General features: G+C 63.3%; 25 protein-coding genes and 1 tRNA gene. 11 read left to right on the top strand and 15 right to left on the bottom strand.

Annotation, left to right across the window (positions count from 1 at the left end; all coding sequences use genetic code 11):
• Positions 1 to 2 precede the first annotated feature (2 nt).
• The 10 genes from ACEN98_RS25800 to ACEN98_RS25755 all read left to right on the top strand — a co-directional run bounded on the left by ACEN98_RS25800 (position 3) and on the right by ACEN98_RS25755 (position 8279).
• Positions 3 to 623 carry a hypothetical protein gene (locus tag ACEN98_RS25800; protein ID WP_413387704.1) on the top strand — a complete coding sequence of 207 codons (621 nt, stop codon included), beginning with the start codon at positions 3 to 5 and terminating at the stop codon, positions 621 to 623.
• Positions 623 to 1942: a hypothetical protein gene (locus tag ACEN98_RS25795; RefSeq protein ID WP_413387703.1), complete on the top strand. Its 1320-nt coding sequence runs from the start codon at positions 623 to 625 to the stop codon at positions 1940 to 1942. Before ACEN98_RS25800 ends, ACEN98_RS25795 begins: the two co-directional genes overlap by 1 nt.
• 3 nt (positions 1943 to 1945) lie before the next feature.
• Entirely contained in the window at positions 1946 to 4021 is a 2076-nt protein-coding gene (locus tag ACEN98_RS25790) for a hypothetical protein (RefSeq protein ID WP_413387702.1), read from the top strand.
• 12 nt (positions 4022 to 4033) lie between these two features.
• A complete protein-coding gene (locus ACEN98_RS25785) occupies positions 4034 to 6151 on the top strand; it encodes a tail fiber domain-containing protein (protein ID WP_413387701.1) in 2118 nt (705 codons plus the stop codon).
• 127 nt (positions 6152 to 6278) lie between these two features.
• Positions 6279 to 6683 carry a hypothetical protein gene (locus tag ACEN98_RS25780; RefSeq protein WP_413387700.1) on the top strand — a complete coding sequence of 135 codons (405 nt, stop codon included), beginning with the start codon at positions 6279 to 6281 and terminating at the stop codon, positions 6681 to 6683.
• Between the two features lie 11 nt (positions 6684 to 6694).
• Complete coding sequence (locus ACEN98_RS25775; RefSeq protein ID WP_413387699.1) at positions 6695 to 6943, top strand: hypothetical protein; 249 nt, start codon at positions 6695 to 6697, stop codon at positions 6941 to 6943.
• Positions 6940 to 7185, top strand: coding sequence for a hypothetical protein (locus tag ACEN98_RS25770; protein ID WP_413387697.1), 246 nt, complete (start codon positions 6940 to 6942; stop codon positions 7183 to 7185). Before ACEN98_RS25775 ends, ACEN98_RS25770 begins: the two co-directional genes overlap by 4 nt.
• Positions 7175 to 7630, top strand: a complete 456-nt coding sequence (locus tag ACEN98_RS25765) for a glycoside hydrolase family 73 protein (protein WP_413387696.1) — start codon at positions 7175 to 7177, stop codon at positions 7628 to 7630. Before ACEN98_RS25770 ends, ACEN98_RS25765 begins: the two co-directional genes overlap by 11 nt.
• The gene (locus tag ACEN98_RS25760) at positions 7627 to 8133 is read left to right on the top strand and encodes a hypothetical protein (RefSeq protein ID WP_413387695.1); all 507 of its coding nucleotides are present in this window, start codon (positions 7627 to 7629) and stop codon (positions 8131 to 8133) included. Before ACEN98_RS25765 ends, ACEN98_RS25760 begins: the two co-directional genes overlap by 4 nt.
• Positions 8130 to 8279: a hypothetical protein gene (locus ACEN98_RS25755; protein WP_413387694.1), complete on the top strand. Its 150-nt coding sequence runs from the start codon at positions 8130 to 8132 to the stop codon at positions 8277 to 8279. Before ACEN98_RS25760 ends, ACEN98_RS25755 begins: the two co-directional genes overlap by 4 nt.
• Before the next feature lie 148 nt (positions 8280 to 8427).
• Here ACEN98_RS25755 and ACEN98_RS25750 read toward each other — a convergent pair.
• The 5 genes from ACEN98_RS25750 to ACEN98_RS25730 all read right to left on the bottom strand — a co-directional run bounded on the left by ACEN98_RS25750 (position 8428) and on the right by ACEN98_RS25730 (position 13714).
• Positions 8428 to 8504, bottom strand: a tRNA-Pro gene (locus ACEN98_RS25750).
• Positions 8505 to 8567: 63 nt separating this feature from the next.
• A complete protein-coding gene (gene glmM / locus ACEN98_RS25745) occupies positions 8568 to 9908 on the bottom strand; it encodes a phosphoglucosamine mutase (protein WP_413387693.1) in 1341 nt (446 codons plus the stop codon).
• A gap of 18 nt (positions 9909 to 9926) precedes the next feature.
• A complete protein-coding gene (gene folP / locus ACEN98_RS25740; RefSeq protein ID WP_413387692.1) occupies positions 9927 to 10769 on the bottom strand; it encodes a dihydropteroate synthase in 843 nt (280 codons plus the stop codon).
• Between the two features lie 73 nt (positions 10770 to 10842).
• Entirely contained in the window at positions 10843 to 12720 is a 1878-nt protein-coding gene (gene ftsH, locus ACEN98_RS25735; RefSeq protein WP_036234132.1) for an ATP-dependent zinc metalloprotease FtsH, read from the bottom strand.
• Between the two features lie 346 nt (positions 12721 to 13066).
• Complete coding sequence (locus tag ACEN98_RS25730) at positions 13067 to 13714, bottom strand: RlmE family RNA methyltransferase (RefSeq protein ID WP_413387691.1); 648 nt, start codon at positions 13712 to 13714, stop codon at positions 13067 to 13069.
• Positions 13715 to 13757: 43 nt separating this feature from the next.
• On the opposite strand from ACEN98_RS25730, the gene yhbY reads away from it, so the two are divergent.
• Positions 13758 to 14225, top strand: a complete 468-nt coding sequence (gene yhbY, locus ACEN98_RS25725; protein ID WP_413387690.1) for a ribosome assembly RNA-binding protein YhbY — start codon at positions 13758 to 13760, stop codon at positions 14223 to 14225.
• Between the two features lie 51 nt (positions 14226 to 14276).
• On the opposite strand, the gene ACEN98_RS25720 is transcribed toward yhbY, so the two are convergent.
• From ACEN98_RS25720 to pstB, 10 genes are all read right to left on the bottom strand, one after another.
• Complete coding sequence (locus tag ACEN98_RS25720) at positions 14277 to 14717, bottom strand: DUF4149 domain-containing protein (protein WP_413387689.1); 441 nt, start codon at positions 14715 to 14717, stop codon at positions 14277 to 14279.
• 10 nt (positions 14718 to 14727) lie between these two features.
• Positions 14728 to 15201: a transcription elongation factor GreA gene (gene greA / locus ACEN98_RS25715; RefSeq protein WP_036234141.1), complete on the bottom strand. Its 474-nt coding sequence runs from the start codon at positions 15199 to 15201 to the stop codon at positions 14728 to 14730.
• Between the two features lie 125 nt (positions 15202 to 15326).
• Positions 15327 to 18557, bottom strand: a complete 3231-nt coding sequence (gene carB, locus ACEN98_RS25710; protein WP_413387688.1) for a carbamoyl-phosphate synthase large subunit — start codon at positions 18555 to 18557, stop codon at positions 15327 to 15329.
• 10 nt (positions 18558 to 18567) lie between these two features.
• Positions 18568 to 19731 carry a glutamine-hydrolyzing carbamoyl-phosphate synthase small subunit gene (gene carA / locus ACEN98_RS25705; protein WP_413339243.1) on the bottom strand — a complete coding sequence of 388 codons (1164 nt, stop codon included), beginning with the start codon at positions 19729 to 19731 and terminating at the stop codon, positions 18568 to 18570.
• A gap of 396 nt (positions 19732 to 20127) precedes the next feature.
• A complete protein-coding gene (locus tag ACEN98_RS25700; protein ID WP_413387687.1) occupies positions 20128 to 20535 on the bottom strand; it encodes a heme-binding protein in 408 nt (135 codons plus the stop codon).
• Between the two features lie 43 nt (positions 20536 to 20578).
• Positions 20579 to 21517 (bottom strand): patatin-like phospholipase family protein, encoded by a 939-nt coding sequence (locus ACEN98_RS25695; RefSeq protein ID WP_413387686.1) that lies wholly within the window; start codon positions 21515 to 21517, stop codon positions 20579 to 20581.
• 73 nt (positions 21518 to 21590) lie between these two features.
• Positions 21591 to 22883, bottom strand: a complete 1293-nt coding sequence (gene phoR, locus ACEN98_RS25690) for a phosphate regulon sensor histidine kinase PhoR (RefSeq protein WP_413340066.1) — start codon at positions 22881 to 22883, stop codon at positions 21591 to 21593.
• Positions 22884 to 22896: 13 nt separating this feature from the next.
• Positions 22897 to 23589 carry a response regulator gene (locus tag ACEN98_RS25685; RefSeq protein WP_413340064.1) on the bottom strand — a complete coding sequence of 231 codons (693 nt, stop codon included), beginning with the start codon at positions 23587 to 23589 and terminating at the stop codon, positions 22897 to 22899.
• 3 nt (positions 23590 to 23592) lie between these two features.
• The gene (gene phoU, locus ACEN98_RS25680) at positions 23593 to 24297 is read right to left on the bottom strand and encodes a phosphate signaling complex protein PhoU (protein WP_413387685.1); all 705 of its coding nucleotides are present in this window, start codon (positions 24295 to 24297) and stop codon (positions 23593 to 23595) included.
• Positions 24298 to 24480: 183 nt separating this feature from the next.
• On the bottom strand, positions 24481 to 25287 hold the full coding sequence (gene pstB, locus ACEN98_RS25675; protein ID WP_413340069.1) for a phosphate ABC transporter ATP-binding protein PstB: 807 nt from the start codon (positions 25285 to 25287) through the stop codon (positions 24481 to 24483).
• Positions 25288 to 25306: the final 19 nt, after the last annotated feature.

Raw genomic sequence — 25306 nt, 5'->3', positions numbered from 1 at the left:
CTATGCCATGGGGATATGCGGCGGCCGCAGTGGGTACCTACCTCGCGGCGGACAGCCAGAAAGACGCGGCAAGTAGTGCCGCAAACGCAAGCACGCAAGCATCACAAGCTGGCATCGATGAGCAACATCGGCAGTTCGATCAGGTACAGAAACTGCTGTCGCCGTACGTGAATGCCGGCACTGGCGCGCTTGGAGCACAGCAGAACCTGCTCGGCACAAACGGCACAGCGGCCCAGCAGGCAGCTATCAGCGGCATCCAGACATCGCCGCAATATCAGGCGCTGAGCCAGTCCGGACAGGATGCCATTCTGGCGAACGCCTCCGCTACCGGCGGCCTTCGTGGCGGGAACGTGCAGGCGGCCCTGGGGCAGTTTCAGCCGCAGTTACTGGCTCAACTGATCGATCAGCAGTATTCACGGCTCGGTGGCATGACCAGCCTTGGGCAAAACGCGGCAGCCGGAGTCGGTAACGCCGGACTAGCGACTGGCAATAACGTTACCCAGTTGTTGGGCCAGCAGGGCTCGGCGCAGGCGGGTGCAGCGCTCGCCAATGGAAGGGCGAACGGCCAACTGATCAATGGACTGACGAACACCTTCGGCGCCTACCTGGGAGGGACCTTCTAATGCCCGAACCGTACGACTACACCAGCGCATTTGCGAACTTACCCTCACCAGGCGACAGTTTTCTTGCCGGGCTCAAGAACGGCATTGCAATCAACGATGTGCGCGCGCAGCAGCAACAGAAGCAGGCCGCACTTCTTCAGCAGCAGCAAATGCAGGGCGATCTGCAGGCGTTGAGCCAGAACCCGACGCCGTCGGCGATTGGCGCCCTCATGGTGAAGTACCCCGCGCTGAGCGAGCAGCTCAAGCGCGCATCTGATGTTGTCGGGCCCGCGCAGCAGCAGGCCCACGTCGACCATGCCTCTCAGGTATATGCAGCCGTGCTGAACGGGCAGCCCGATGTCGCGGAAAAGCTGTTGACTGAACGCGCTACAGCACTGCGGAACAGCGGCAACGAGCAAGGCGCCGCCGGCGCAGAACAGTTTGCCAAGATGGTGCACGACAACCCAGCGCAGGCGAAGACCATCATTGGGATGCAGCTGGCAAGCGCCCTTGGCCCGGATAAATTCGCCGCTGCCTTCAAGGATCTGGGCGGCGAACGACGCGCTGACGAGTTGCAGCCCGGCCTCGTACGCAAGGGCGAAGCCGACGCTGACGCAGCCATTTCCGGCGCTGACTCGGCCAAATCCAAGGCGACCACGGACGCTGTCACCGCGAAGTACGCAGACACAAAGGCACTGCTCGATCTCGAAGGCATCCGCACCGACAACCAGTTCAAACGTGACCAGACCAAGATCGGCTACCTGAACGCGCAGATCGCGCGGGAGAACAACCAGTTGAAGCAGCAGGAGCTTTCCTTGCAGCTCCAGAAAGCGCAGCAGGAATTCGGCGACAAGGCGCGTGCGAAGGTTGCTGACGCCGAAAGCGCAGCCGGCAGCATCGACAACATGCTGAACAACATCGATCGCATCCTTGCTGTCGCTGAAGAAAAGAAGGACGGCAAGGGAACCGGCAGGGGAACGTCCTTGCTGCGCGCCGCCGCTGGGCCATTGGATTCACGTCTGCCGACAATGCAGGGGGATGTTGCCGACCTAGAAGCCCTGGTTGAGACTTTGGGTTCGCAAGCCTTCCTGTCGCAGATCCCTAACATCAAGGGTATGGGTGCGCTCTCTAATGCAGAGGGCGAAAAGCTGCAGTCTGCCTTCCAGAACTTCAGCCTTAGGCAATCGGACACCCAGATCATCGCCAACCTCAAGGAAGCGCAACGCCTGCTAAAAACCGGTCGCGGTACGATCAGCAAGCGCTTTGGCGTCCAGCTCGGCAATCCAAACACGCCGGCAGCCAGTAATTCGCGCCCCCCGCTTTCCAGTTTTGGGGGCTGACCTATGGCCAAACCATTCGATGTCGAGGGCGCACGCGCGGCAGGCTATTCCGACGTGGAGATCGCCGATCACCTTGCAAGCGAGTCGAAGTTTGACATTGCCGGGGCGCGGAAAGCGGGATATTCCGATAGCGAAATCATCGGCCACTTGAGCCAGCCAAAGGCTGCGCCGGCTGACCCTCGTATGGCCGGCGTACCGCAGGTAGATGCGCAGGGTAACGTTATCCGCGAGCCGAAACCGACACAGCCGGATTCGTCCCTCGTCGACAAGATCAAAGGCGTCGGCGAGACGGCTCTATCGCTTGCTACCGGCGCGACGGGCGGCACGCTAGGCATGGTAGGCGGCGCATTAGGAGGGCTTGCCGGTGCTGTCGCCACCGGCGAATTCGGTACGCCACAGGGGGTTTCCAAGATCGAACAGGCTGCCGGCGATGGTGCAACTGCTCTCACCTATCAGCCGCGTACTGAGGCAGGACAGGAATACACGCAGGGTGTAGGAGAGGCATTAAATACGGTATTGCCGGTAACTGTTATGCCGGAATTGGCAGCCGTCAGCGCAGGCACGCGCGCGGCAGCATCGAGCGCACGTGACGTCGCTGCGCCGGCCGTGGCTCGTGCAGGATCAGCGGCGAAGAACGTTGCGACTGGCGCCGTTGAGCGCATCCGACAAACTTCGCCCGAGATCGCCGCGCGTATCGAGCGCACCCTCGGCCGCAACCCTGATCCAACGCCGACGCCCGGCACGCGCGGTAGCATGGGCGCCGCAGGCACGGACATGGCGACGCAGCGGCAGCAGGTAGCCGACAAGGTCGGCGTCGATCTGACGCTGGGTCAAGCTACCCGCGATCAAAATCAGCTGCGCTTCGAGCAGGAGACGGGCAAAGGCGAACAAGGCGCGGCCCTCCGTGAACGTTGGTCAGACCAGAACGAACAGGTACTGAAGCATTTCGACAACCTCGTTGACCAGACGGGAAAGGAAACGCCCGACCTCGCCGCTACGGGTCGATCGGTCGATAGCGGCTTGCGAGCCGGTCTCGACTACGACAAGACGCGCGTCCGAGTCGCCTACAAGGCCGCCGAGAAGTCCGCCGAAGGCGCGGCGCCCGTGACTCTCGACGCTGCCATCCAGTACCTGAACGATAGCGCGCCTGATGCTGCTGTGTCGCCCCTGCTAGACGTCGCCCGCAAGCGCGCGATCCGTCTCGGTGCTGCGACTGAGGATGCGGACGGCAACCTCGTGGCGCAACCGACCACCGTCAGGAATGCGGAGCTCCTACGCCGCGCCATCGGCAACGCAACCGATTATGAGCCGACAAATATTCGCAATTCGGCCATTTTGAAAGGCGCGATCGATAGCGCGACGGAACCGGTAATCGGCCCTAAATACCGCCAGGCTCGCCGGCTGCGCGAGAACCTCGCGAAGAAGTACGAGGACCGTGGCGTGGTCGCATCCTTGCTCAACACGAAGAAGGGCATGGCAGACCGCAAGGTCGCAATCGCTGACGTCTTCGAGCACTCCATCCTGAATGCCAGCCGCGAGGATGTCGGCGCTGTTCGTCGCGCGCTCACCCATGGCAAGGATGCGCCGCCCGAGGTTGTGCAGGCTGGCCAGCAGGCATGGCGCGATCTCCAGGGCGAGACGATGAACTGGATTAAAGATCAGGCGTTCGCGAACACCGCGACCGATCAGCGGGGCAACGTGATCCTCTCCGTTCCCAAGCTGGACAAGGCCATCAAACGCCTCGATGCCGATGGCCGTCTGCAAACCATCTTCGGCAAGCAAGGCGCTCAGCATCTTCGCGATCTGAACGACTTGGCGAAGGTGATCTACACCACGCCGCCGGGCGCCGTGAACACATCCAACACAGCCTCGGTGCTGCTTGCGGCGTTCGCAGAGGCGGGCGTCACAGGTTCGATGACTGGCCTTCCTGTCCCCGTCCTGTCGACCCTTCGCGTCCTGTCGAAACAGGTGAAAAACCGCCAACTGCAAAAGCGCATCGAAATCGCGCTAACCCGTGGCCGTGCTGCCGCCAATAACAACCCGCCGGCGGCCCGCCCGACTGGCGCAACCCTGCACTGATCGAGGATCCGCATGCTCCCAGTCGAACAACCCTTCAAGACCTACACCGGCCTCGACGGCAAGCCGCTGAGTAACGGCTCCGTCTACTTCGGAGAGCCGGACCAAGACCCGATCACGCATCCTGTCACGGTGTATTGGGACGCGGCCGGCACGCTGCCCGTCGCTCAGCCCGCGCGCACGCTGAACGGCTACATCGTCAACGACTCGAACGCTCCGGCGAACGTGTTCTACGACAGCTCTTATTCAGAAACGGTCATCGACTCGAAAGGCCGAACGGTGTTTTACGCGCCGACGTCGGATGACTTCAGCATTGCGTCATACGTTGTCGGTCTCGCGAAAGCAGCAGGATCTTCCCTGATCGGGTTCATCCAGTCCGGCGTCGGCGCAGTTGCTCGCACGTTGCAGGATAAAAGCCGGGAACGCGTCAGTGTCACCGACTTCATGACGGATGCCCAGCGCACGGATGCAGCCGCGTACACATACTCGCTCGACATGACGGGGGCGTTTTCCGCAGCCATGACCTATCTTGTCTCGCGCGGGGGCGGCCGGCTGTTCGTGCCTGCTGGTGGCTACCGCCTCGACGGCAAGGCCGGCGGCGACAGCTTCAAGGACGGCATCCTGATCCCGAGCACGGGCGGCGTGACCACGACCGCGAACGGCATCATCATCGAGGGCGAAGGCGCTGGAACGATCCTGCGCGCCAACTCAGCGACGATGATGGTCGTGCGAAACGCGCGTCTGTTCTCGGGTGTGCGCGACCTACAGATCGACGGCAATAACCTTGCCTCCGTGGTCGGTTACGGCGGCGTCCCCGAGAGCATCACGCAGACCACTACGTTCACGAGCCAGTCGTACCAGACCGTGCGCGACGCGTTTATCTCGAATTGCACGCACCAGATCATGTTGCAGCCGGGGCCGACCGTTGGCGGCTCGGACTCTGGCGGCTTCTACCACCATTTCACGAACGTAATGACCAACGTCAGCGGTACGTACGACGTGTGGTTTCGTCCAGATCCGACGGGCGCGAACAACCGCACGACCCGGACCACGTTCACGAACTGCAAATTCCTGCGCGCGACGAATTCGATCTACATCCAGGCTGCCACGGAAATCGACTTCATCAGTTGCTTCTGGGAGTTGTGGACCGGAACGCTGCTGAACTATGTGCCGGCCAGCGCGGCCGCAGCGAATATTCGCCTGATCGGCGGCTACGGTGAAAGCTCGGGCGCCGCTGTGGGCCCGATCGCCACGGCGCCGGAAGCGGTATCGCTGATCGGCTTCACGCACAACCGGCCGCCCGATGCCTCCGAATACAAGATGCACCGCAGCCTCCCGGGCGCGATCAACGTCGCGAAGCTGACCAATCTCGCCGCCCGCCTGACGTTCGGCTATCCCGGCTTCGTCGACTTGGTCGCTGACCCGGATAATGCCGGCGCCAAGGCGCTGGAGCTACAGCTGAACGGCGCAGCGAAGAAACGTTTTAGCTCGACCGGCATCGAGACGTTCTACGGCACTGTCGGCAATATCCAGTTAGAGGCCTCTGGCGCAACGCTGACTTTTACCCGCGCGGGATCGAACATTATCGCCGCGACCGCTGCGGGGGCCACGCTGTCGTACCAGACCGACTCTCATTTCTGGAAAACAGCGGCCGGCACGGACATCTTATCGCTGTCCTCGTCGGCGCTGCTCGCGCGCCAGGACAACGCAACTGACCTCGGCGGGGCGACCTTCCGTTTCAAAACTGTGTACGCCGGTACGGGCGCCATCAACACGTCCGATGGACGCGAAAAGCAGCAAGTTCAGGACATCAACCAAGCCGCCATACGCGCAGTCCGGCGGGTCAATCTCGTTCAGTTCAAGTTCAACGATGCGGTGCAAGCCAAGGGGGACGGCGCGCGCTGGCATTTCGGCGTGATCGCCCAGCAGGTCAAGGAAGCGTTTGAGGCCGAGGGCCTCGATGCGTTCGCGTACGGCTTGCTCTGCTACGACGAGTGGGAGGCATTGCCGGAAATCGTGGACGAAGAAGGCGTGATCGTCCAGGTGGCGCGCCCGGCGGGCAACCGGTACGGCGTCCGCTACGACGAACTCTTCTCACTGAAGCTGGCCGCCATCGAGGCTGCTGCAGCGTAGTCCACATCCCACACCCACCACGAAAGGAAACACACATGAAGAAATCGACTATGGCAACCGGCGCGGGCGGCGGCAAGCAACGCCCACCGACCGAGCAGCAGAAGAAAACCACGCCGACGAAGAAGAAATGAACTCGTGGCGCGCACGCTGCCTTGCCGGGGCATCGATTCTGCTAGCGATGTACGGGCATGCATGGGCAACGGGCCATCTGCCCAATACGCCCGAAGGCATGCTGATGTTTCACGGCAGCGCCGCGCTACTGGATCTTCTTTTGCTGTACGCCGCGCCCGCCTTGCTTCATGGCCGGCTATGCGCGGATGCGCAGCGGCTGCTGCTGGCGTCGATCGTCGGGAATTTCGCTGGCTGGCTTCTGTACGTCGCATATGTCTCGCCCACCTTTTACAACTGCTTCATGTGGGTGCTGACGTATGCCCAACTGCTTCGACTTTTTATTCCCGACCGCCATGCTGATCTTCCTTGGCTCGATCTGGTTCGTCATCGTGATCATTTCAGCGGCAGCCACCATCCTTGAGAGAAAAAACCATGCAAGAACCCGAAAACGTACGCTCCGCGATTGAGGCCGCGGCGAGCAATCCGAAGATGGCCGCAGCCGTTGCCGCGAGCACGACAGCCATTGGCGCCGCTACCAAAATGGAGGCGATCCAAGGATGGCTGTCGGTCGCCTCCATGGCCGTCGGCATCGTGACGGCCCTCGTCGTGCTGGGCATCCAACTGATCCGGCTCGAGAAAGCCTGGCGCGAACGTGCGCACGAAGAGAAGGAAATCGCATGAGCATCCTCGACCACATCCGGGCCGCGCGTAAATCGTTCACCGTCTGGATGAACGCTGTACTGCTGGCGGCATATCCGTTTGCCGACTCCATCGTATCCGCCCTGCGCGACAACCTGCCCGATCTGGCACCGTACCTGCCGGCGAACGTATTCCGCGCTGTCGGGCTGGCCCTCGTCGTCTACAACATCGTGCACGGTGCTCGTGCGGCTGCCAAGGCAGCGAAGGAGAATCATGCCGCCTAGCGCATTCATCGGCATGCTGGCCCAAGCCGCGCAGGACTGCCAGCGCAAGACCGGGATCCCGGCATCCGTCATCCTCGCCCAAGCCGCGCTCGAGTCGTCGTGGGGCGCGCGCGCGATCGGCAACAACCTGTTCGGCATCAAGGCGGACAAATCGTGGACCGGGACGACCGTCACGTTCGGCACGCATGAGCACCTGAACGACAAGAGCGTGGCCATGCCCGACAAGTTCCGGCGCTACTCGAGTTGGCTGGAAAGCATGGTTGACCACGCGCAGTTCCTGCTGAAGAACCCGCGCTATGCGGCGTGCTTCAAGGAGACGACCGGGCCGGGCTGGGCGCGTGCTCTGCAGGCGGCCGGGTACGCGACCGACCCGGACTACGCGAAGAAGCTGATCGACATCATGCGCTTCCGGAATCTTGCCTTCTATGACGAGGTGCATTCGTGACCGCGCTCGAACGCCTGCTCATCGCCGTCGCGCTGGCCGTGCTGCTCGCTGTCGGCACATGGTTCGGCATCCACCACTACGGCACGGAGCGATACGAAGCCGGATATGCGGCTGCTGTCGACGCCGGCAAGAAACAGCACGACCGCGACGCCTACCTCAACCAGCAGACCGAAGACGAGCTGCGCACGCTGCTCGCCGCGAAGGACGCTGACGCTTATCGAAAGGAACAGGAATATGCATCGAACCTCGAAGCTGCTCAGCGCCGCGTGCGCGCTGGCACTGACCGCCTGCGCTGCCCCGCAACCAGTACCGTACAGTCCGGCGCCGCGCCCGAAGATCGATCCGCTTCCGGCGCGCCTGCAGTTGACGGAGGCGGACCGGACCTTGTGCCGGAGGCTGCTGCTGACGTTCTCGGCTACGGAGCAGCAATTGCAGGCCTCGTGTCACGATACGCCGAAGTCGTCGAGCGGAACGAAGCCTGCCGGGCCGTGAACGCGAAATGACCGACTACCACGTCATCACGCCCGCGTCCGCCGAGCTGGTCATGCAGGTTGTCGACGGTCAGATCGTCATCGTGCCGCCTGAAAATGCTCCGCAAACGCCAGAAACGGCAAATTCTGCGGGGCATAAGAAGCAGTCAGAACAGTAGAATTGCGGAGCGAGAAATGCGCCGAAACCCGCATGGTTGACGCATTTCTATATGAGCTTAGAAGGCTGATGCTCTATCCAACTGAGCTATGGGCAGTATGGCTTCATAAATGAAAACGGGCCGTCGAGGACAGCCCGTTTGCAAACGGTGGTCGGAGTACAAGGATTCGAACCTTGGACCCCCTGCTCCCAAAGCAGGTGCGCTACCGGGCTGCGCTACACTCCGATTGGGACGATCATACCCCGCCGGGAGGGAGGCGTCAATGAAGGGGCTCGCCCCGGCGGATGGTCAGACTTCGAAGCGCGCGGCGATGCGTTTGGCCATCGACTCGGCCAGTTCCGCGTTCTTCGCCTCCACCATCACACGCACGAGCGGTTCCGTGCCGGACGGGCGGATCAGCACGCGGCCATTGTCGCCCAGTTCGCGCTCGACGTTTTCCTTCTCCGCCACGACAGCCGCGTTCTTCGTCCAGTCGGTACCCGGCTGCACGCGCACGTTGATCAGGGTCTGCGGATACAGCGTCAGGTCGCTGCAGCACTCGGCCAGGCCCTGGCCGGAACGCTTGAGCGCGGTCAGAACCTGCAGTGCCGACACGATGCCGTCGCCGGTCGTGTGCTTGTCCAGTGCCAGCAGGTGGCCCGAGCCTTCGCCGCCCAGCAGCCAGCCGCGGTCCTGCATCATTTCCAGCACGTAGCGGTCGCCGACCTTCGCGCGCGCGAAGCCGATGCCCATGTCCTTGAACGCCACTTCGAGCGCCATATTGGTCATCAGGGTGCCGACGGCGCCGGCCACCGGGCCGGTCGCCATGCGCGCGCGCACCATCACGTACAGCAGCTCGTCGCCGTTGTACAGGCGGCCTTTGGCGTCGCACATGATCAAACGGTCGGCGTCGCCGTCCAGCGCGATGCCGAGGTCGGCCTCGTGCTCGACGACCGCGGCCGCCATCGCCTTCGGTGCCGTCGCGCCGACACCGTCGTTGATGTTGAAGCCGTCCGGCTTGGTGCCCAGCTCGATGACTTCGGCGCCCAGTTCATGGAACACGTGCGGCGCAATGTTGTAGGCGGCGCCGTGGGCGCAGTCGACGACGATTTTCAGGCCGCGCAGGTCGAGCTCGTTCGGGAACGTGCTCTTGCAGAATTCGATGTAACGGCCCTGCGCGTCGCGCAGGCGCGTGGCCCGGCCCAGCTTTTCCGACGACACGCAGCCCATCGGCTGGTCGATCATCTCCTCGATTTCGAGCTCGACGGCATCAGGCAGCTTGGTGCCATGGCCGGAGAAGAACTTGATGCCGTTGTCCTGGAAAGGATTGTGCGAGGCCGAAATCACGACGCCCGCCTGCAGGCGCAGTGCGCGCGTCAGGTACGCGATGGCCGGGGTCGGCATCGGACCGGCCAGCATCACGTCGACGCCGGCTGCCGAGAAACCGGCTTCCAGCGCCGCTTCCAGCATGTAGCCGGAAATGCGCGTGTCCTTGCCGATCAGGACCGTGGGACGTTCGCTGGTGCCGGCCTTGTCCTTGGCCAGCACCTTGCCGGCGGCATAGCCCAGGCGCATCACGAAGTCAGGGGTGATGGGCGACTCGCCCACCAGGCCGCGTACACCATCGGTACCGAAATATTTGCGTGCCATTAATTAAATTCTCTTCATCTATTGATTATTCGTAGTGGCCGCTTGCCAGACTTTCAGCGCATCCACCGTCTCTGCCACATCATGGACCCGTACGATCCGGGCGCCCTGCGCTACCGCAGCGAGCGCACCGGCCAGGCTGCCGGCCAACCGCTGCTCGACGCTACGGCCCGTCACGGCGCCGATCATCGATTTGCGCGACAGGCCCGCCAATACGGGCAGGCCCAGTTCGCTTTCCATGCGGTTTATGCTCCGGAGCAAAGCATAATTATGCTCGACACTCTTCCCAAAACCAAATCCGGGATCAATCGTGATGCGTTCGCGTGCCACACCTGCCGCCAGCAGCGCATCGATCCGCTCGCGCAGGAACGCGATCACGTCGGCCACCACGTCGACGTATTCGGGCTGTGCCTGCATGTCCTGCGGGGTGCCCTGCATATGCATTACGCACAGCCCGCAGTCGCCGTCCTTCACGGCCTCGATCGCGCCGGGCGCCCGGAAGCCGTTGATGTCGTTGATCATGTCGGCGCCCGCGATGATCGCCTCGCGCATCACCTCGGGCTTGCAGGTATCGATCGACAGCGGATAACCCAGTTCGCGCAACGCGTAGATCGCCGGCATGACGCGGCGCAGTTCTTCGTCGATGGGGACGCTGGGCGAGCCCGGCCGCGTGGATTCGCCGCCGATGTCGATGATGTCGACGCCGTCCTTGATCATTTGTTCGGCCCGCTCCACGGCGAATTCGAGGCCCTGGTAGCGGCCGCCGTCGGAAAAGGAATCGGGGGTGACGTTGAGGATGCCCATGACCAGCGGGCGCTGGGCGAGGTTATAGCCGAAACGGCCGCACTGCAGGTATTGACGCATGACGAAAAACCAACGGAATAAAGAATAAAAAGGCACCCGCTCGGGGTGCCTTTTCGAGGAGAGACCGCGCTGGTCAGGCCGGGGCGGTCGCGTTCGGGGCGACGCCGCTGTCGCTCGGAGGCGTGCGCTTGGTCAGGACCACCGACTTCGGCGGGCGCGGCTCGCGGCCGGCCATGATGTCGTTGATCTGGTCGGCATCGATGGTTTCCCATTCGAGCAGCGCCTTCGTCATCACTTCGACCTTGTCGCGGTTTTCTTCCAGCAGGCGACGGGCCAGCGTGTACTGCGTGTCGAGGATGTTGCGAATCTCGGCATCGACCTTTTGCTGCGTCGCTTCGGAGATGGTCTTCACGGAGCCGCCGAAGAAGCCTTCGTTCGGATCATCCTCGTAGACCATCACGCCCATGCTTTCCGACATGCCGAAACGGGTCACCATCGAGCGGGCCAGCTTGGTCGCGCGGGCGAAGTCGTTCGATGCGCCGGTCGACATCTGGCCGACGAAGATCTCCTCGGCGATACGGCCGCCGAACAGGATCGAGATCTCTTCCAGCATCTTGTCCTTGTAGCCGGACAGGCTGTCGTGCTCCGGCAACTGCCAGGTCAGGCCGAGGGCATAGCCGCGCGGCATGATCGTGACCTTGTGCACCGGATCGGCCTTCGGCAGCAGCTTGGCGATCACCGCGTGGCCCGACTCGTGGTACGCGGTGTTGCGGCGCTCTTCCTCGCGCATGACCATCGACTTGCGCTCCGGACCCATGAAGATCTTGTCCTTCGCGTCTTCGAAGTCGCTCATCTCGACCAGGCGCTTGCTGCGGCGCGCGGCGAACAGCGCGGCTTCGTTGACGAGGTTGGCCAGGTCGGCGCCGGAGAAGCCCGGGGTGCCGCGCGCCAGGATGTCCGCCTTCACGTCGGTGCCGATCGGCACTTTACGCATGTGCACATTCAGGATCTGCTCGCGGCCGCGGATGTCCGGCAGGCCCACCATCACCTGGCGGTCGAAACGGCCCGGACGCAGCAGCGCCTTGTCCAGCACGTCGGCACGGTTGGTCGCGGCGATCACGATCACGCCCGACGATGCCTCGAAGCCGTCCATCTCGACCAGCAGCTGGTTCAGCGTCTGTTCGCGCTCGTCGTTGCCGCCGCCCATGCCGGCGCCACGGTGGCGGCCGACGGCGTCGATCTCGTCGATGAAGATGATGCACGGCGAGTGTTTTTTCGCATTCTCGAACATGTCGCGCACGCGGGACGCGCCCACGCCGACGAACATCTCGACGAAGTCCGAACCGGAGATCGAGAAGAACGGGACCTTGGCTTCGCCGGCGATGGCGCGGGCCAGCAGCGTCTTACCGGTACCCGGGGGACCAACCATCAGCACGCCGCGCGGGATGCGGCCGCCCAGTTTCTGGAACTTGGTCGGATCCTTCAGGAAATCGACGATCTCGCCCACTTCTTCCTTCGCTTCGTCGCAGCCGGCGACGTCGGCGAACGTGACGGTGTTGTTCGTCTCGTCCATCATGCGCGCCTTCGACTTGCCGAACGAGAACGCCCCGCCCTTGCCGCCGCCCTGCATCTGGCGCATGAAGAACACCCAGACACCGATCAGGAGCAGCATCGGGAACCAGGAAATGAAGACTTGCTGGAGGAACGACGGTTCCTCGGGCGGCTTGACGTCGAAGCGCACGTTGTTGTCGCGCAGGTCGCCGATCAGGCCGCGGTCGAGCATGGTCGCGGTGGTGCGGACCTTGGTGTCATCGGTACGGGTCGCGGTGATGCTCGAACCTTCGATCACGACGTCCTTGATGCGTTTCGCCTTGACGTCATCGAGCAGCTCGGAATAAGCAATGGTCTTGCTGCCGCCCGCGACGCTGTGGTTGTCGAACTGCTTGAACAGCATGAACAACAGCAGCGCGACGACCACCCAGATGGCGGATTTGGAAAACATATTATTCACGAAGACTCCTCTGATGCGAACGCATCTTTTCCCATTTTTTCAAAGGCAGATTTTACCGCAATAAGCAGCCCGTGCCACGCACGACCGCCATAGTGCCTTCGGGGACGTTGAAAAACCTGCTGCACGTTGCACTGTCGTGCTGCGATGCTCGCTGTACTCTCGTACAGCTGCGCTTCTCACACAACATTGCGGCCGCTCGCGACGGTTTTTCAAGGTTCCCTTTTCTCCACTATAGCCGGTTTTTATTTCCGTTGCGCAGCCATCATGCACACAGACGTGGCTGTCCTTTGCTGATGTGCGGTTGTACTGCAGGAAATCAAGGGCGTTTCCGTCGATTTTCGCAATTTCAGGCGGCCGGATTTTTCAACCCACGCCCCAGCAGGAAAATTTCCGAGGATTTGTCGCGGCTGGCCTTCGGTTTGATCTGTTTGACGACCTTGAATTCGGTGCGGAACTTCTCCAGGACTTGGGTGAATCCCATGTCCTTGAAGCATTTCACCAACAATGCCCCTGAAGGTTTGAGGTGCATTTGAGAGAACTCAATAGCGAGATCGATCAAATCCTCCATGCGCGCCGCATCCGCCGACGGAATACCGGACAGATTCGGCGCCATGTCGGACAACACGAGGTCGGCCATGCGGCCTTCGAGAACGCCCGCCAGCTCGTCGAGCACCTCCTGCTCGCGGAAATCGCCCTGGATGAAATGCATGTCGGCGATCGGCTCCATCGGCAGGATGTCCAGGCCGATCATCGTGCCCTTGATGCCGCCCTCCTCGCCGCCGGCCAGCTTGCGCCGCGTGTACTGGCCCCAGCTGCCGGGCGTGCAGCCGAGGTCGACGATCACCTGGCCCGCCTTGATGAGCTTTTCGCTTTCGTCGATTTCCTTCAGCTTGTAGGCCGCACGGGCCCGATAGCCCTCTTTCTGTGCCAATTTGACATACGGATCGTTGATGTGATCGTGGATCCAGTTTTTATTGAATTTGTTCTTGGCCATTCGCGTAAAATACTGCTTTTAATAGGTATCTCAAAATAACATCATGATCAAACTTACACCGGTCGAGCGTGCAGCGCTGCGTGCGGAAGCCCACGGCCTCAATCCTGTCGTCATGATCGGCGCAGACGGCCTGACCGAGGCCGTCATGAAGGAAATCGCGTCCAGCCTCGACGCACACGGCCTCATCAAGGTACGCGTGTTCGGCGACGACCGTGAAGAACGCATCGCGATCTACGAACGCATCTGCGCGGAACTCGACGCCGCGCCGGTCCAGCACATCGGCAAGCTGCTCGTGCTGTACCGCCCGAAGAAGGATGACGTCAAGGAACGTTCGACGAAGGCCGGCAAGGGCCTGCGCGAAGTTACCATCGTCAAGCCGAGCCCGAGCGGCACCAAGAAGCCGACCGTAACCAAGGTCCTGCTGAAAGGTAACGAGCGCGTCACGCAAGGCGGCAACATCAAACGGGCCAAGCCACGTCAGGCCAGCACCAAGAAGACGGCCCTGAAATAAGCCGTGTTCACCAAAAATTAACCGGGGCCGCTACCCCGGTTTTTTTATGCCTCAGCGGGCCTTCACAACAAGAAGCGCACCAAGGATGCTCTCGGCCAGGTACAACACCTGCGAGACCCCGTGCAGCGCCGCGAACGTCCCCCACTGCGGCGACGCCCGCACGCCGGCCGGCCCGGCCGCTGCGCGGATCGCCGCCATCATCGGCTGCAGGCCCAGGTAGACGACGAGGCTGCATGCCAGCATGCCGGCGATCAGCGCATACAGCCAGCGCTTGCGCCGCGCGTCGACATCCGCCGCACGCGACGTCAGCAGCGTCAGCGGCACGGCGAGCGCGATCGCCACCCAGGCCGAACGCGTCAACATGACGCCGACGACATTGCCGGCCTGCGTGCTGTCGAGCACGGCAAAGGCGCTCGGCGCGGCCAGGTAGCTGACGGCCCACACGCTGCCGGCCCACAGGGCGGCCAGCAGCAGGCGCGCATTGGCAAGCATCGTGGCGAACTTAGACGTAACGGACTTCCAGGATTTCGTATTCGCGCGGACCGGACGGGGCCTGCACTTCGACCACGTCGCCGGCGTATTTGCCGATCAGCGCGCGCGCGATCGGCGAGGTGACGGAGACCTTGTTCTCCTTGAGGTCGGCTTCATCGATGCCGACGATCTGGTAGGTGACCTTCTGGCCGTTGTCGAGGTCTTCGAGGTCGACGGTCGAGGCGAACACCACGCGGCCTTCCGCATCCAGCGTGGCCGGGTCGATGATCTGCGCGGTGGACAGTTTCTGTTCCAGCTCGGCGATGCGGCCCTCGACGAAGGCCTGGCGCTCCTTGGCGGCGTCGTATTCGGCGTTTTCCGACAGGTCGCCATGCGAGCGCGCCTCGGCGATCGCATCGATCACGTTGCGGCGTTCCTTGGTCTTGAGCTGGTGCAGCTCTTCCTTCAACTTCTCGGCGCCGAATTTGGTCAATGGAGTGTTCATCGTATTCTGTTCTCAGTGTTTGCGGACGTACCAAGTGAAAACCACAGAGCCGCACGGCGCAAGCCGCGCGAACTCTGTGGTCTTGGGTACTGCTAAGCGGTGCTGCTATGTTACCGCATCGCCGCTTAGTTTAAGGTTTTATGCAGGCCTTGTAAATCGTACACCCGCAACTCGTCCAGGTGACGCATGCCCTGCACGGCCGCCTCGGCGCCGGCGATGGTCGTATAGGTGACCACGCGCGCCTGCAGTGCCGACGTACGGATCGTACGCGAGTCGGCGATGGCGCTGCGCTTCTCTTCGACCGTGTTCACCACCATCGCAATCTCGTGGTTCTTGATCATGTCGACGATGTGCGGACGGCCTTCGATCACCTTGTTGACCGGGGTGACCGGGATGCCGGCGGCGGCGATGACGGCCGCGGTGCCCTTCGTCGCGACGAGCGAGAAGCCCAGTTCGACGAGGTCGCGCGCCACTTTCACGGTGCGAGGCTTGTCCGAACCCTTCACCGACAGGAACACGCGGCCCGTCGTCGGCAAGGTGATGCCGGCGGCCAGCTGCGACTTGACGAACGCTTCGCCGAACGTCGTGCCCACGCCCATCACTTCGCCCGTCGACTTCATCTCGGGGCCGAGGATCGTGTCGACGCCCGGGAATTTCACGAACGGGAACACGGCTTCCTTCACGCTGTAGAACGGCGGGACGATCTCTTTCGTGATGCCCTGCTGTGCCAGCGTCTGGCCGACCATGCAGCGCGCGGCGATCTTCGCCAGCTGCAGGCCCGTCGCCTTCGACACGAACGGCACGGTACGCGAGGCACGCGGGTTCACTTCCAGCACATATACGGTGTCCACGGTCTGGCCGTCGACTTCCGACTGCTGGATCGCGAACTGCACGTTCATCAGGCCGACGACGTTCAGCGCCTTCGCCATCAGCGAGGTCTGGCGCTTCAGTTCATCGATGGTCGCCTGGGACAGCGAGTACGGCGGCAGCGAGCACGCGGAGTCGCCCGAGTGCACGCCGGCCTGCTCGATGTGTTCCATCACGCCGCCGATGAACGTCGTCTCGCCGTCCGAGATGCAGTCGACGTCGACTTCGATCGCGTCGTTCAGGAAGCGGTCCAGCAGCACCGGCGAATCGTTCGACACCTTCACGGCTTCGCGCATGTAGCGCTCGAGGTCGCGCTGCTCGTGGACGATCTCCATCGCGCGGCCGCCCAGCACGTACGACGGACGCACGACGAGCGGATAGCCGATCTCGGACGCCAGCGCCAGCGCGTCGGCTTCCGTGCGCGCGGTGCGGTTCGGCGGCTGGCGCAGGCCCAGGTCCTGCAGCAGCTTCTGGAAGCGCTCGCGGTCTTCGGCCGCGTCGATCATGTCCGGCGACGTGCCGATGATCGGGACGCCGTTCTTTTCCAGATCCAGCGCGAGCTTCAGCGGGGTCTGGCCGCCGTACTGGACGATCACGCCTTCCGGCTTTTCCAGGTCGACGATTTCCAGCACGTCTTCCAGGGTCAGCGATTCGAAGTACAGGCGGTCGGAGGTGTCGTAGTCGGTCGACACGGTCTCCGGATTGCAGTTGACCATGATGGTCTCGTAGCCGTCTTCGCGCATCGCGAGGGCCGCGTGCACGCAGCAGTAGTCGAACTCGATGCCCTGGCCGATGCGGTTCGGGCCACCGCCCAGCACCATGATCTTCTTCTTGTCGGTCGGGTTCGACTCGCACTCTTCGTCGTACGTCGAGTACATGTACGCGGTATTGGTCGCGAATTCGGCGGCGCAGGTGTCGACGCGCTTGTAGACCGGACGGATGCCGAACTCGTGGCGTTTGGCGCGCACGGCTTCCGGCGTCGTCTGCATCAGGAACGCGAGGCGGCGGTCCGAGAAGCCCTTCTGCTTAAGCTTGTACAGCGTCGGCTTGTCGAGGCTTTCCAGCTTCTGGTGATCCAGCCACAGTTCGATGTCGACGATTTCCTTGATCTGGATGAGGAACCACGGATCGATCTTGGTGAGGTTGTGCACCTCTTCCAGCGTGAAGCCCTGTGCGAACGCGTCGCCCACGTACCAGATGCGTTCCGGACCCGGCTCGCCCAGTTCTTCCTCGATCTTTTCGCGGTCGCGGGTCTTTTCGTTCAGGCCGTCGACGCCGACTTCCAGGCCGCGCAGCGCTTTCTGGAACGATTCCTGGAACGTGCGGCCCATCGCCATCACTTCGCCGACGGACTTCATCTGCGTCGTCAGGTGCTTGTCCGCAGTCGGGAATTTCTCGAACGTGAAGCGCGGGATCTTGGTGACGACGTAGTCGATCGACGGCTCGAAGCTGGCCGGGGTCGCGCCGCCGGTGATCTCGTTGCGCAGCTCATCCAGCGTAAAACCGACGGCCAGTTTCGCCGCAACCTTCGCGATCGGGAAGCCGGTCGCCTTCGATGCCAGCGCGGACGAACGCGACACGCGCGGGTTCATCTCGATGACGATCATGCGGCCGTCCTTCGGGTTGATCGAGAATTGCACGTTCGAGCCGCCCGTGTCGACGCCGATCTCGCGCAGCACGTTGATCGACGCGTTGCGCATGATCTGGTATTCCTTGTCCGTCAGCGTCTGTGCCGGCGCGACGGTGATCGAGTCGCCGGTGTGCACGCCCATCGGATCCAGGTTCTCGATCGAGCAGACGATGATGCAGTTGTCCTTCTTGTCGCGGACGACTTCCATCTCGTACTCTTTCCAGCCGAGCAGCGATTCTTCGATCAGCAGTTCGGAGGTCGGCGACGCTTCCAGGCCGCGCTTGCAGATCGCTTCGAATTCTTCTTCGTTGTAAGCGATGCCGCCGCCCGAACCGCCCATCGTGAACGACGGACGGATGATGGTCGGGAAGCCCAGTTCGCGCTGCACGGCGCGCGCTTCGTCCATCGAGTGGGCGATGCCGGAACGGGCCGAACCGAGGCCGATCTTCGTCATCGCTTCCTTGAACTTGAAGCGGTCCTCGGCCTTGTCGATGGCTTCCGGCGTGGCGCCGATCAGTTCCACCTTGTACTTGTCGAGGACGCCGTGGCGGTGCAGGTCCAGCGCGCAGTTCAGCGCGGTCTGGCCGCCCATCGTCGGCAGGATCGCGTCGGGACGCTCCTTGTCGATGATGCGCTCGACGGCCTTCCACGTGATCGGCTCGATGTAGGTGACGTCGGCCGTTTCCGGGTCCGTCATGATGGTCGCCGGGTTCGAGTTGACCAGGATGACCTTGTAGCCTTCTTCGCGCAGCGCCTTGCAGGCCTGGGCGCCGGAGTAGTCGAATTCGACCGCCTGGCCGATGACGATCGGGCCCGCGCCGATGATCAGGATGCTTTTAATATCAGTACGTTTTGGCATTTATTTCTTCTCACTTGCTGGCGTGGGCTTGCATCTTGCTGATGAAACGGTCGAACAGGTAGGCGACGTCCGTCGGGCCGGGCGACGCTTCCGGGTGGCCCTGGAAGCAGAATGCCGGCTTGTCCGTGCGCTCGAAGCCCTGCAGCGAGCCGTCGAACAGCGAGACGTGCGTCACGCGGCAGTTGGCCGGCAAGGTCGCGGCATCCACTGCGAAGCCGTGGTTCTGCGACGTGATCATGACCTGCTTCGAATCCAGGTCCTGCACCGGGTGGTTGGCGCCGTGGTGGCCGAACTTCATCTTGACGGTCTGCGCGCCCGAGGCCAGCGCCATGATCTGGTGGCCGAGGCAGATGCCGAACGTCGGGATGCCCGAGTCGATCACTTTCTTCGTCGCGGCGATCGCGTAGTCGCAGGCGGCCGGGTCGCCCGGACCGTTGGCGAGGAAGATGCCGTCCGGGTTCAGCGCCAGGGCTTCTTCCGCGGTGGCCTGCGCCGGCAGCACGGTGATCTTGCAGCCGCGCTCGGCCAGCATGCGCAGGATGTTGCGCTTGACGCCGTAGTCGAACGCGACGACGTGGAACTGCGGGTTTTCCTGCTTGCCGTAGCCCTCGCCCAGCTTCCATTCGGTCTGGTCGAAGGTGTACGGTTCCTTGACGGAGACCACTTTCGCCAGGTCCATGCCGTTCAGGCCCGGGAACGAGCGCGCCAGCTCCAGCGCCTGCGCTTCCGACGGCTCATTGCCCTGCGTGCCGGTCAGGATCGCGCCGTTCTGGGCGCCCTTCTCGCGCAGGATGCGGGTCAGCTTGCGGGTGTCGATACCGGCGATGGCGACGACGTTTTCCTGCTTCAGGTAGTCCGCCAGCGATTGGGTCGAGCGGAAATTCGAGGCCAGCAGCGGCAGGTCGCGGATGATCAGGCCGGCGGCGTGGACTTTCGAGGCTTCGACGTCTTCGGCATTGATGCCGTAGTTGCCGATATGGGGGTACGTCAGCGTGACGATCTGACGCGAATAGCTGGGGTCGGTCAGGATTTCCTGGTACCCGGTGATGGCGGTATTGAATACCACTTCACCGATGGTGTGACCGGCGGCGCCGATCGAATATCCTTTGAAAATGGTTCCGTCTGCCAGAGCGAGGATGGCTGGAACGGCTGGGCCAGAAAAAAATGGCGGCAAGGGCAACTCCCGATAAAGTTGCCGTAGGCTGCGCCACGTCAGACCGGCCCGGACAGGGGGTGTGGGCATGCATCTCGCCCAGTGTCACAGGTCGCTAGATAGAGGTTTGGGTGGGTAGTCGCTACGGCAGATAAGTGATGGCTAAACCTCTGAATTATAGCGTGATTTATATCGGCCGGCAATCGCCTTGCCTTCGGTTTTCGTCTAAATACTCGCTGGAAATCCATTCACATATCGAATCCGGCGCGTAGGGCGGGCTCCCCGAGCCCGCGCGGCAGTGCGCGACACGCCGACGCACGCGTGGGCGCAGGTGCCCAGGCTACAGACCACAAAAAAATCGGCGGGCGGGCGCGCCGCTATGTCGCCCCACGCCCCCCGCCATGACGTAAACGTAAATTACAAGCCCAGCGCGGCGATACCGGCCTTGGCGATCTGCGCGTCTTCCGCCGATTTCACGCCCGACACACCCACGGCGCCGACGACTTCACCATTGACGACGATGGGCACGCCGCCTTCCAGCATGCCGTCCAGCTCCGGCGCGCGGGCGAACGACACGCGGCCGTTGTTGATCATGTCCTCGTAGATCTTCGACTCACGACGGCCCAGCGCGGCCGTCTTCGCCTTTGCCGGGGCGATGTGGGCCGACACGGGGGCGGCGCCGTCCAGGCGCTGCAGCCACAGCGGGTGGCCGCCGTCGTCGCAGATGGCGATGACGACTTTCCAGCCGTTCGCGACCGCTTCGGCTTCGGCACCGGCGGCGATCTTCTTGATGTCTTCGAGGGTAAGGACGGGCTTGGTTTGCATCTTGAGTCTTTCTTTCGTGTGGCGTTACAAAAAAGGTCTGCGATCAGCGCGCGGCCGACAGCGGGGCCGGCGTGCCCTGTTTGGCCCTCAGCCTGGCCTTGAGGTCGGCCATGACGCCGGCCGCGGCCTGCTCGCCGGCCAGCACGGCCAGGTTGCGGCCGGTGAAGTCGGCGCTGCCCATCGTGCCCAGCGCGGGCGTGATGACGACGTCGGCATCCTTCAGCTCGTACTGGTTCAGGCGCTGGCCCATGATGGTGAACGTCTGCATCAGCACGTCCACGGAACTCGCGGTGGCCTGCGCCTCGGTCGCACTGGAGATATTAACCGCGATGATGAATTCGGCGCCCATTTCCTTCGCGAAGCGAACGGGCACGGGGGCGACGAGGCCGCCGTCGACGTAGCTGCGGCCGCTGATGACGACCGGCTGGAACACGCCGGGCACGGACGACGACGCGCGCACGGCCATGCCGGTGTTACCGCGGCGGAACAAGATCGGCTTGCCCGTCTTCAGGTCGGTGGCGACGGCGCCGAACGGAATCTTCAGTTTTTCGATCGGCTGGTTGTGCACGGCCTTGTTCACATAGGTCTGCAGCGCCTCCCCTTTCAGCACGCCGGGGGCCTTGCTGAAGAACGGGATGGCCCAGTCGGAGATCGTCGTCTCGTCCATGTCGAGGGCGATCTTCTGCAGCTGGAAGCCGTTGTAGCCGGACGCGTACAGCGCGCCGACGACGGAACCGGCACTCGTGCCGACGACGATGTCGGGCACGATGCCCTGGGCTTCCAGGGCCTTGATCACGCCGATGTGGGCAAAGCCGCGCGCGGCGCCGCCGCCGAGGGCGAGCGCGATTTTCACGTGACGCAGAGGAAGGGGCGCCGGCGTGGCGGCCACCGGGGCGGCCGGCTGCGTGGGCGTGGAGCCGCAGCCCGCGAGCAGTGCCGCGGCGCCGAGCGTGGCAAGAAGGGAACGTCGGGAGAAGGTCATCCCGAGATTGTAACCCGATCCCGCCCGTTTGCCGCCCCCGGTTTAAGCGCCGCGTAAGATGATGGTCGGACGATTAACCCGGCAGCGACGTATTCGGCAGCGTGGCCGTAAACACGCTGCCCTTGCCGGGCACCGAGCGGATCGCGAGCTTGCCGCCGTGGCGCAGCAGCACGTGCTTGACGATGGCGAGGCCGAGGCCCGTGCCCTGCGTCTCGCGCGAGCGGCTCTTGTCGACGCGGTAGAAGCGCTCCGTCAGGCGCGAGATGTGCTGCTCGTCGATGCCGATGCCGTTGTCGATCACTTCGAAGCGCAAGTCGTTCGGGCCGCGCAGCCAGCGCAGCTCGATCTTCCCGCCTTGCGGCGTGTAGCGCACGGCGTTGCTGGCCAGGTTGCCGAACGCGCTGCGCAGCTCTTCGCTGCTGCCCATCACGTCCGGGCCGTCGACGGCGAAGTCGATCTCGTGGCGGCCGTTGGACAGCGCGCGCGCATCGTTCGCCACCTGTTCGACGAGAGCCCGCACGTCCACCCGCTCGCGCTTCAGGGGATACTCGTCCGATTCGAGGCGCGACAAGGTGAGCATGTCCTCGATCAGCCGCTGCATGCGCTGCGCCTGTTCCGTCATCAGCATCAGGTGCGCGGTGCGCGTCTTCTCGTCCAGGCCCGGATCCGCGAGCGCGATCTCGAGGAAGCCGACGATCACCGTCAGCGGCGTGCGCAGCTCGTGCGACGCGTTGGCGATGAAGTCGCGGCGCATCGCCTCGATGCGGTCCGTGTCCGTCGCGTCGTGGGTGACGAGGATTTGCCGGCGGTTCTCGAACGGGATGATCTGCACGATCAGCTTGCGGCCGCGGATCGACAGGGTGAGCGGCTGTTCGTAGCGGCCGAGGATCAGGTAGTCGATGAATTCGGGGTGGCGGATCAGGTTCGTCACACGCCGGCCCTTGTCGTGTTCCAGCGTGAGGCCCAGGTGGCGCTCGGCCGCCGGGTTGCACCATTCGAGGAACAGGACGTCGTCCATGATCGCCACGCCCTCCGGCAGCAGGTGCATGGCCTGGCGGAAGCGCGCGAGCCATTCCGTCAGCTCGTCGCGGTTGCGTTCGTCGTCGCGGCGGAGGCGGTACAAACGCGCGAAGACGTCGGTCCACGCGCCCCACCCGTCCGGCAGCTTCGTGCTCTGCGGGTCGTCGAGCCATTCGCCCAGCTTGTGCAGGTAGGCCAGTTGGGAAATCAGCAGGCCGAGGGTGATGAGCAGCGCGAGCGCCAGCCCGGAGACAGGGCCCAGCAGCCACCACGCAATGCCGGCGACCGCGAGCATCAGGCCCAGGCGCAGCAACGCCGGGACCCAGAACATGACGCGAGGATTCAAGCGGGCGACCTTTCTATTTTTCTTTTTCGGACAGCATGTAGCCCACGCTGCGCACGGTCTTGATCAGCTTTTCCGCTTCCTTCAGCGCCTTGCGCAGCCGGAGGACGTGGACGTCGACCGTGCGTTCCTCGACGGCCGCCGCGTCGCCCCACACCTTGTCGAGCAGCTGGCTGCGCGAGAACACGCGCTCGCGGTGCGCCATCAGGAATTTCAGCAGGCGGTATTCGGCATTGCCCATATCGAGCTGGCGGCCGTCCAGGGTGACCGTGCAGCTGGCCGGATCGAGCATGACCGGACCGGCCGACAGCGGCGCCTCGGCCAGGTGCGGGCTCTTGCGGCGCAGCAGCGCTTTCGAGCGGGCCACCAGTTCGCGCGGCGAGAACGGCTTCGTCACGTAGTCGTCGGCGCCGGTATTGAGCCCCGCGATCTTGTCCTCTTCCATGCTCTTCGCCGTCAGCATGATGACGGGGATGTCCTGGAAATCGCGGTCGCCGCGCAGGCGCGACAGCAACCGCAGGCCGCTCTGGTCGGGCAGCATCCAGTCCAGCAGCAGCAGGTCGGGCCTGCCGTGCACGATCGAATCCCAGGCCGCCGCCACGTTGGCGGCCGTGCGGATCTCCCAGCCCGTCTCGCGCAGCGAATAGCTCACCAGTTCGACGATCGCCGGCTCATCTTCGACAATCAGGACGCTCGTGTTGGCCGCCATCGATCACCCTTCTCCGCCAGCCGCGACGGCTTGTGGTTTGCTATGCCTGATGTCCCGCCCCTCGACGACGTAGATCACGTACTCGGCGATGTTCTTGGCGTGGTCGCCGATGCGCTCGATGGCCTTGGCCACCCACAGCACGTCCAGCGCCGGCGAAATCGTGCGCGGGTCTTCCATCATGAACGTGATGGTACTGCGCATGATGGTGCGGAACTCGTGGTCGATCACGTCGTCCTGGGCGATGATCTGCACGGCAGCCTTGCCGTCCAGGCGCGCGAACGCGTCGAGCGCGTCGTGCAGCATGTCGGCCGTCGCGCGCGAGATCGTGCGCACCGTCTCGTAGTGGTTGAAGCTGACCATGCCGCGCTCGTGCAGGCTCTTGGCCGTGCGGGCGATCTTGGCGGCCTCGTCGCCGATGCGCTCGAGGTCCGTGATCACCTTGATCGTCGCCATGATCGTACGCAGGTCGTTGGCGGCCGGCTGGCGGCGCACGATCAGGTGGCTGCAGGCGTCGTCCAGCTGCACTTCGAGCTGGTTGACGGCGTGGTCGTCCGCCACCACCTTGTCGGCCTGCTCGGTGTTGCCGACGCGGAACGCATTCACCGCCTCGTCGAACTGCGTTTCCACCATGCCGCCCATGAGCAGCACTTTCGACCGGATCGCTTCCAGTTCCTGGTCGTACTGCTTGGAAGAGTGCTCGCCTACCATGTTTTCGGTTCCTATTGAATATCGTAATTTTAACTTGACTGGCGTATCGTTAGCTTTTCGGGGGGCTCTACAACCGTAGCGAGCGGCGGCAGGGGTGGCCGAGAAGCGCAGCCGTACATCCGGTACGGCGAGCATCGCAGGCCGGCCCTGCAACGCGCAGTAGGTTGGAGAGCCTCCCCTCGCTCAACCGAAGCGGCCGGTGATGTAATCCTGGGTCTCTTTCCGCACCGGGTTCAGGAACAGCTGGTCGGTCTCGCCGAATTCCACCAGTTCGCCCAGGTACATGTACGCCGTGTAGTCCGAGCAGCGTGCGGCCTGCTGCATGTTGTGCGTGACGATGGCGATCGTGTAGTCGCCCTTCAGTTCGCTGATCAGTTCCTCGATCTTCGACGTCGAGATCGGGTCCAGCGCCGACGTCGGCTCGTCCAGCAGCAGCACGTCCGGCTTCACCGCGACGCCGCGCGCGATGCACAGGCGCTGCTGCTGGCCGCCGGACAGCGACAGGCCGCTCTTGTTCAGCTTGTCCTTCACTTCGGTCCACAGCGCGGCCTTCTTGAGCGCCCATTCCACGCGCTCGTCCATCTCGCCTTTCGACAGGTCTTCGTACAGACGCACGCCGAACGCGATGTTGTCGTAGATGGACATCGGGAACGGCGTCGGCTTCTGGAACACCATGCCGATCTTGGCGCGCAGCATGTTCACGTCGACACCGGGCTCCAGGATATTCCGGCCGCGGTACAGGATGGCGCCTTCCGCGCGCTGGCCCGGGTACAGGTCGTACATGCGGTTCAGCGTGCGCAGCAAGGTCGACTTGCCGCAGCCCGACGGACCGATGAATGCGGTGACCTGCTTGTCGTGGACGTCCAGGTTGACGTTCTTCAGGCTCTTCGTCTTGCCGTAATAAAAGTCCAGGCCGGAGATCTCGATGGTCTTGGTCTTGGGCTTCGAACCTTGCGTCGTTTGCGACGGGGTGGACAGGGTCTGGGTCATCATGGGATCTGGGATCTTC

It is taken from the genome of Massilia sp. CT11-137, from assembly GCF_047302885.1.
Taxonomy (GTDB): domain Bacteria; phylum Pseudomonadota; class Gammaproteobacteria; order Burkholderiales; family Burkholderiaceae_D; genus Telluria; species Telluria orientalis.
This window is presented reverse-complemented; position numbering and strand designations above follow the sequence as displayed.

Excerpts from the sequence above, each read along its gene's own strand:
- ACEN98_RS25795 (WP_413387703.1), top strand. The coding sequence starts at position 623 with ATGCCCGAACCGTACGACTACACCAGCGCATTTGCGAACTTACCCTCA.
- ACEN98_RS25685 (WP_413340064.1), bottom strand. The coding sequence starts at position 23,589 with ATGGCGGCCAACACGAGCGTCCTGATTGTCGAAGATGAGCCGGCGATC.
- ACEN98_RS25730 (WP_413387691.1), bottom strand. The coding sequence starts at position 13,714 with ATGGCCAAGAACAAATTCAATAAAAACTGGATCCACGATCACATCAAC.
- ACEN98_RS25700 (WP_413387687.1), bottom strand. The coding sequence starts at position 20,535 with ATGCAAACCAAGCCCGTCCTTACCCTCGAAGACATCAAGAAGATCGCC.
- ACEN98_RS25780 (WP_413387700.1), top strand. The coding sequence starts at position 6,279 with ATGAACTCGTGGCGCGCACGCTGCCTTGCCGGGGCATCGATTCTGCTA.
- glmM (WP_413387693.1), bottom strand. The coding sequence starts at position 9,908 with ATGGCACGCAAATATTTCGGTACCGATGGTGTACGCGGCCTGGTGGGC.
- yhbY (WP_413387690.1), top strand. The coding sequence starts at position 13,758 with ATGATCAAACTTACACCGGTCGAGCGTGCAGCGCTGCGTGCGGAAGCC.
- carB (WP_413387688.1), bottom strand. The coding sequence starts at position 18,557 with ATGCCAAAACGTACTGATATTAAAAGCATCCTGATCATCGGCGCGGGC.
- ACEN98_RS25765 (WP_413387696.1), top strand. The coding sequence starts at position 7,175 with ATGCCGCCTAGCGCATTCATCGGCATGCTGGCCCAAGCCGCGCAGGAC.
- ACEN98_RS25785 (WP_413387701.1), top strand. The coding sequence starts at position 4,034 with ATGCTCCCAGTCGAACAACCCTTCAAGACCTACACCGGCCTCGACGGC.
- pstB (WP_413340069.1), bottom strand. The coding sequence starts at position 25,287 with ATGACCCAGACCCTGTCCACCCCGTCGCAAACGACGCAAGGTTCGAAG.
- ACEN98_RS25790 (WP_413387702.1), top strand. The coding sequence starts at position 1,946 with ATGGCCAAACCATTCGATGTCGAGGGCGCACGCGCGGCAGGCTATTCC.
- ACEN98_RS25800 (WP_413387704.1), top strand. The coding sequence starts at position 3 with ATGCCATGGGGATATGCGGCGGCCGCAGTGGGTACCTACCTCGCGGCG.
- phoU (WP_413387685.1), bottom strand. The coding sequence starts at position 24,297 with ATGGTAGGCGAGCACTCTTCCAAGCAGTACGACCAGGAACTGGAAGCG.
- ACEN98_RS25770 (WP_413387697.1), top strand. The coding sequence starts at position 6,940 with ATGAGCATCCTCGACCACATCCGGGCCGCGCGTAAATCGTTCACCGTC.
- ACEN98_RS25755 (WP_413387694.1), top strand. The coding sequence starts at position 8,130 with ATGACCGACTACCACGTCATCACGCCCGCGTCCGCCGAGCTGGTCATG.
- ACEN98_RS25775 (WP_413387699.1), top strand. The coding sequence starts at position 6,695 with ATGCAAGAACCCGAAAACGTACGCTCCGCGATTGAGGCCGCGGCGAGC.
- folP (WP_413387692.1), bottom strand. The coding sequence starts at position 10,769 with ATGCGTCAATACCTGCAGTGCGGCCGTTTCGGCTATAACCTCGCCCAG.
- greA (WP_036234141.1), bottom strand. The coding sequence starts at position 15,201 with ATGAACACTCCATTGACCAAATTCGGCGCCGAGAAGTTGAAGGAAGAG.
- ACEN98_RS25695 (WP_413387686.1), bottom strand. The coding sequence starts at position 21,517 with ATGACCTTCTCCCGACGTTCCCTTCTTGCCACGCTCGGCGCCGCGGCA.
- ACEN98_RS25720 (WP_413387689.1), bottom strand. The coding sequence starts at position 14,717 with ATGCTTGCCAATGCGCGCCTGCTGCTGGCCGCCCTGTGGGCCGGCAGC.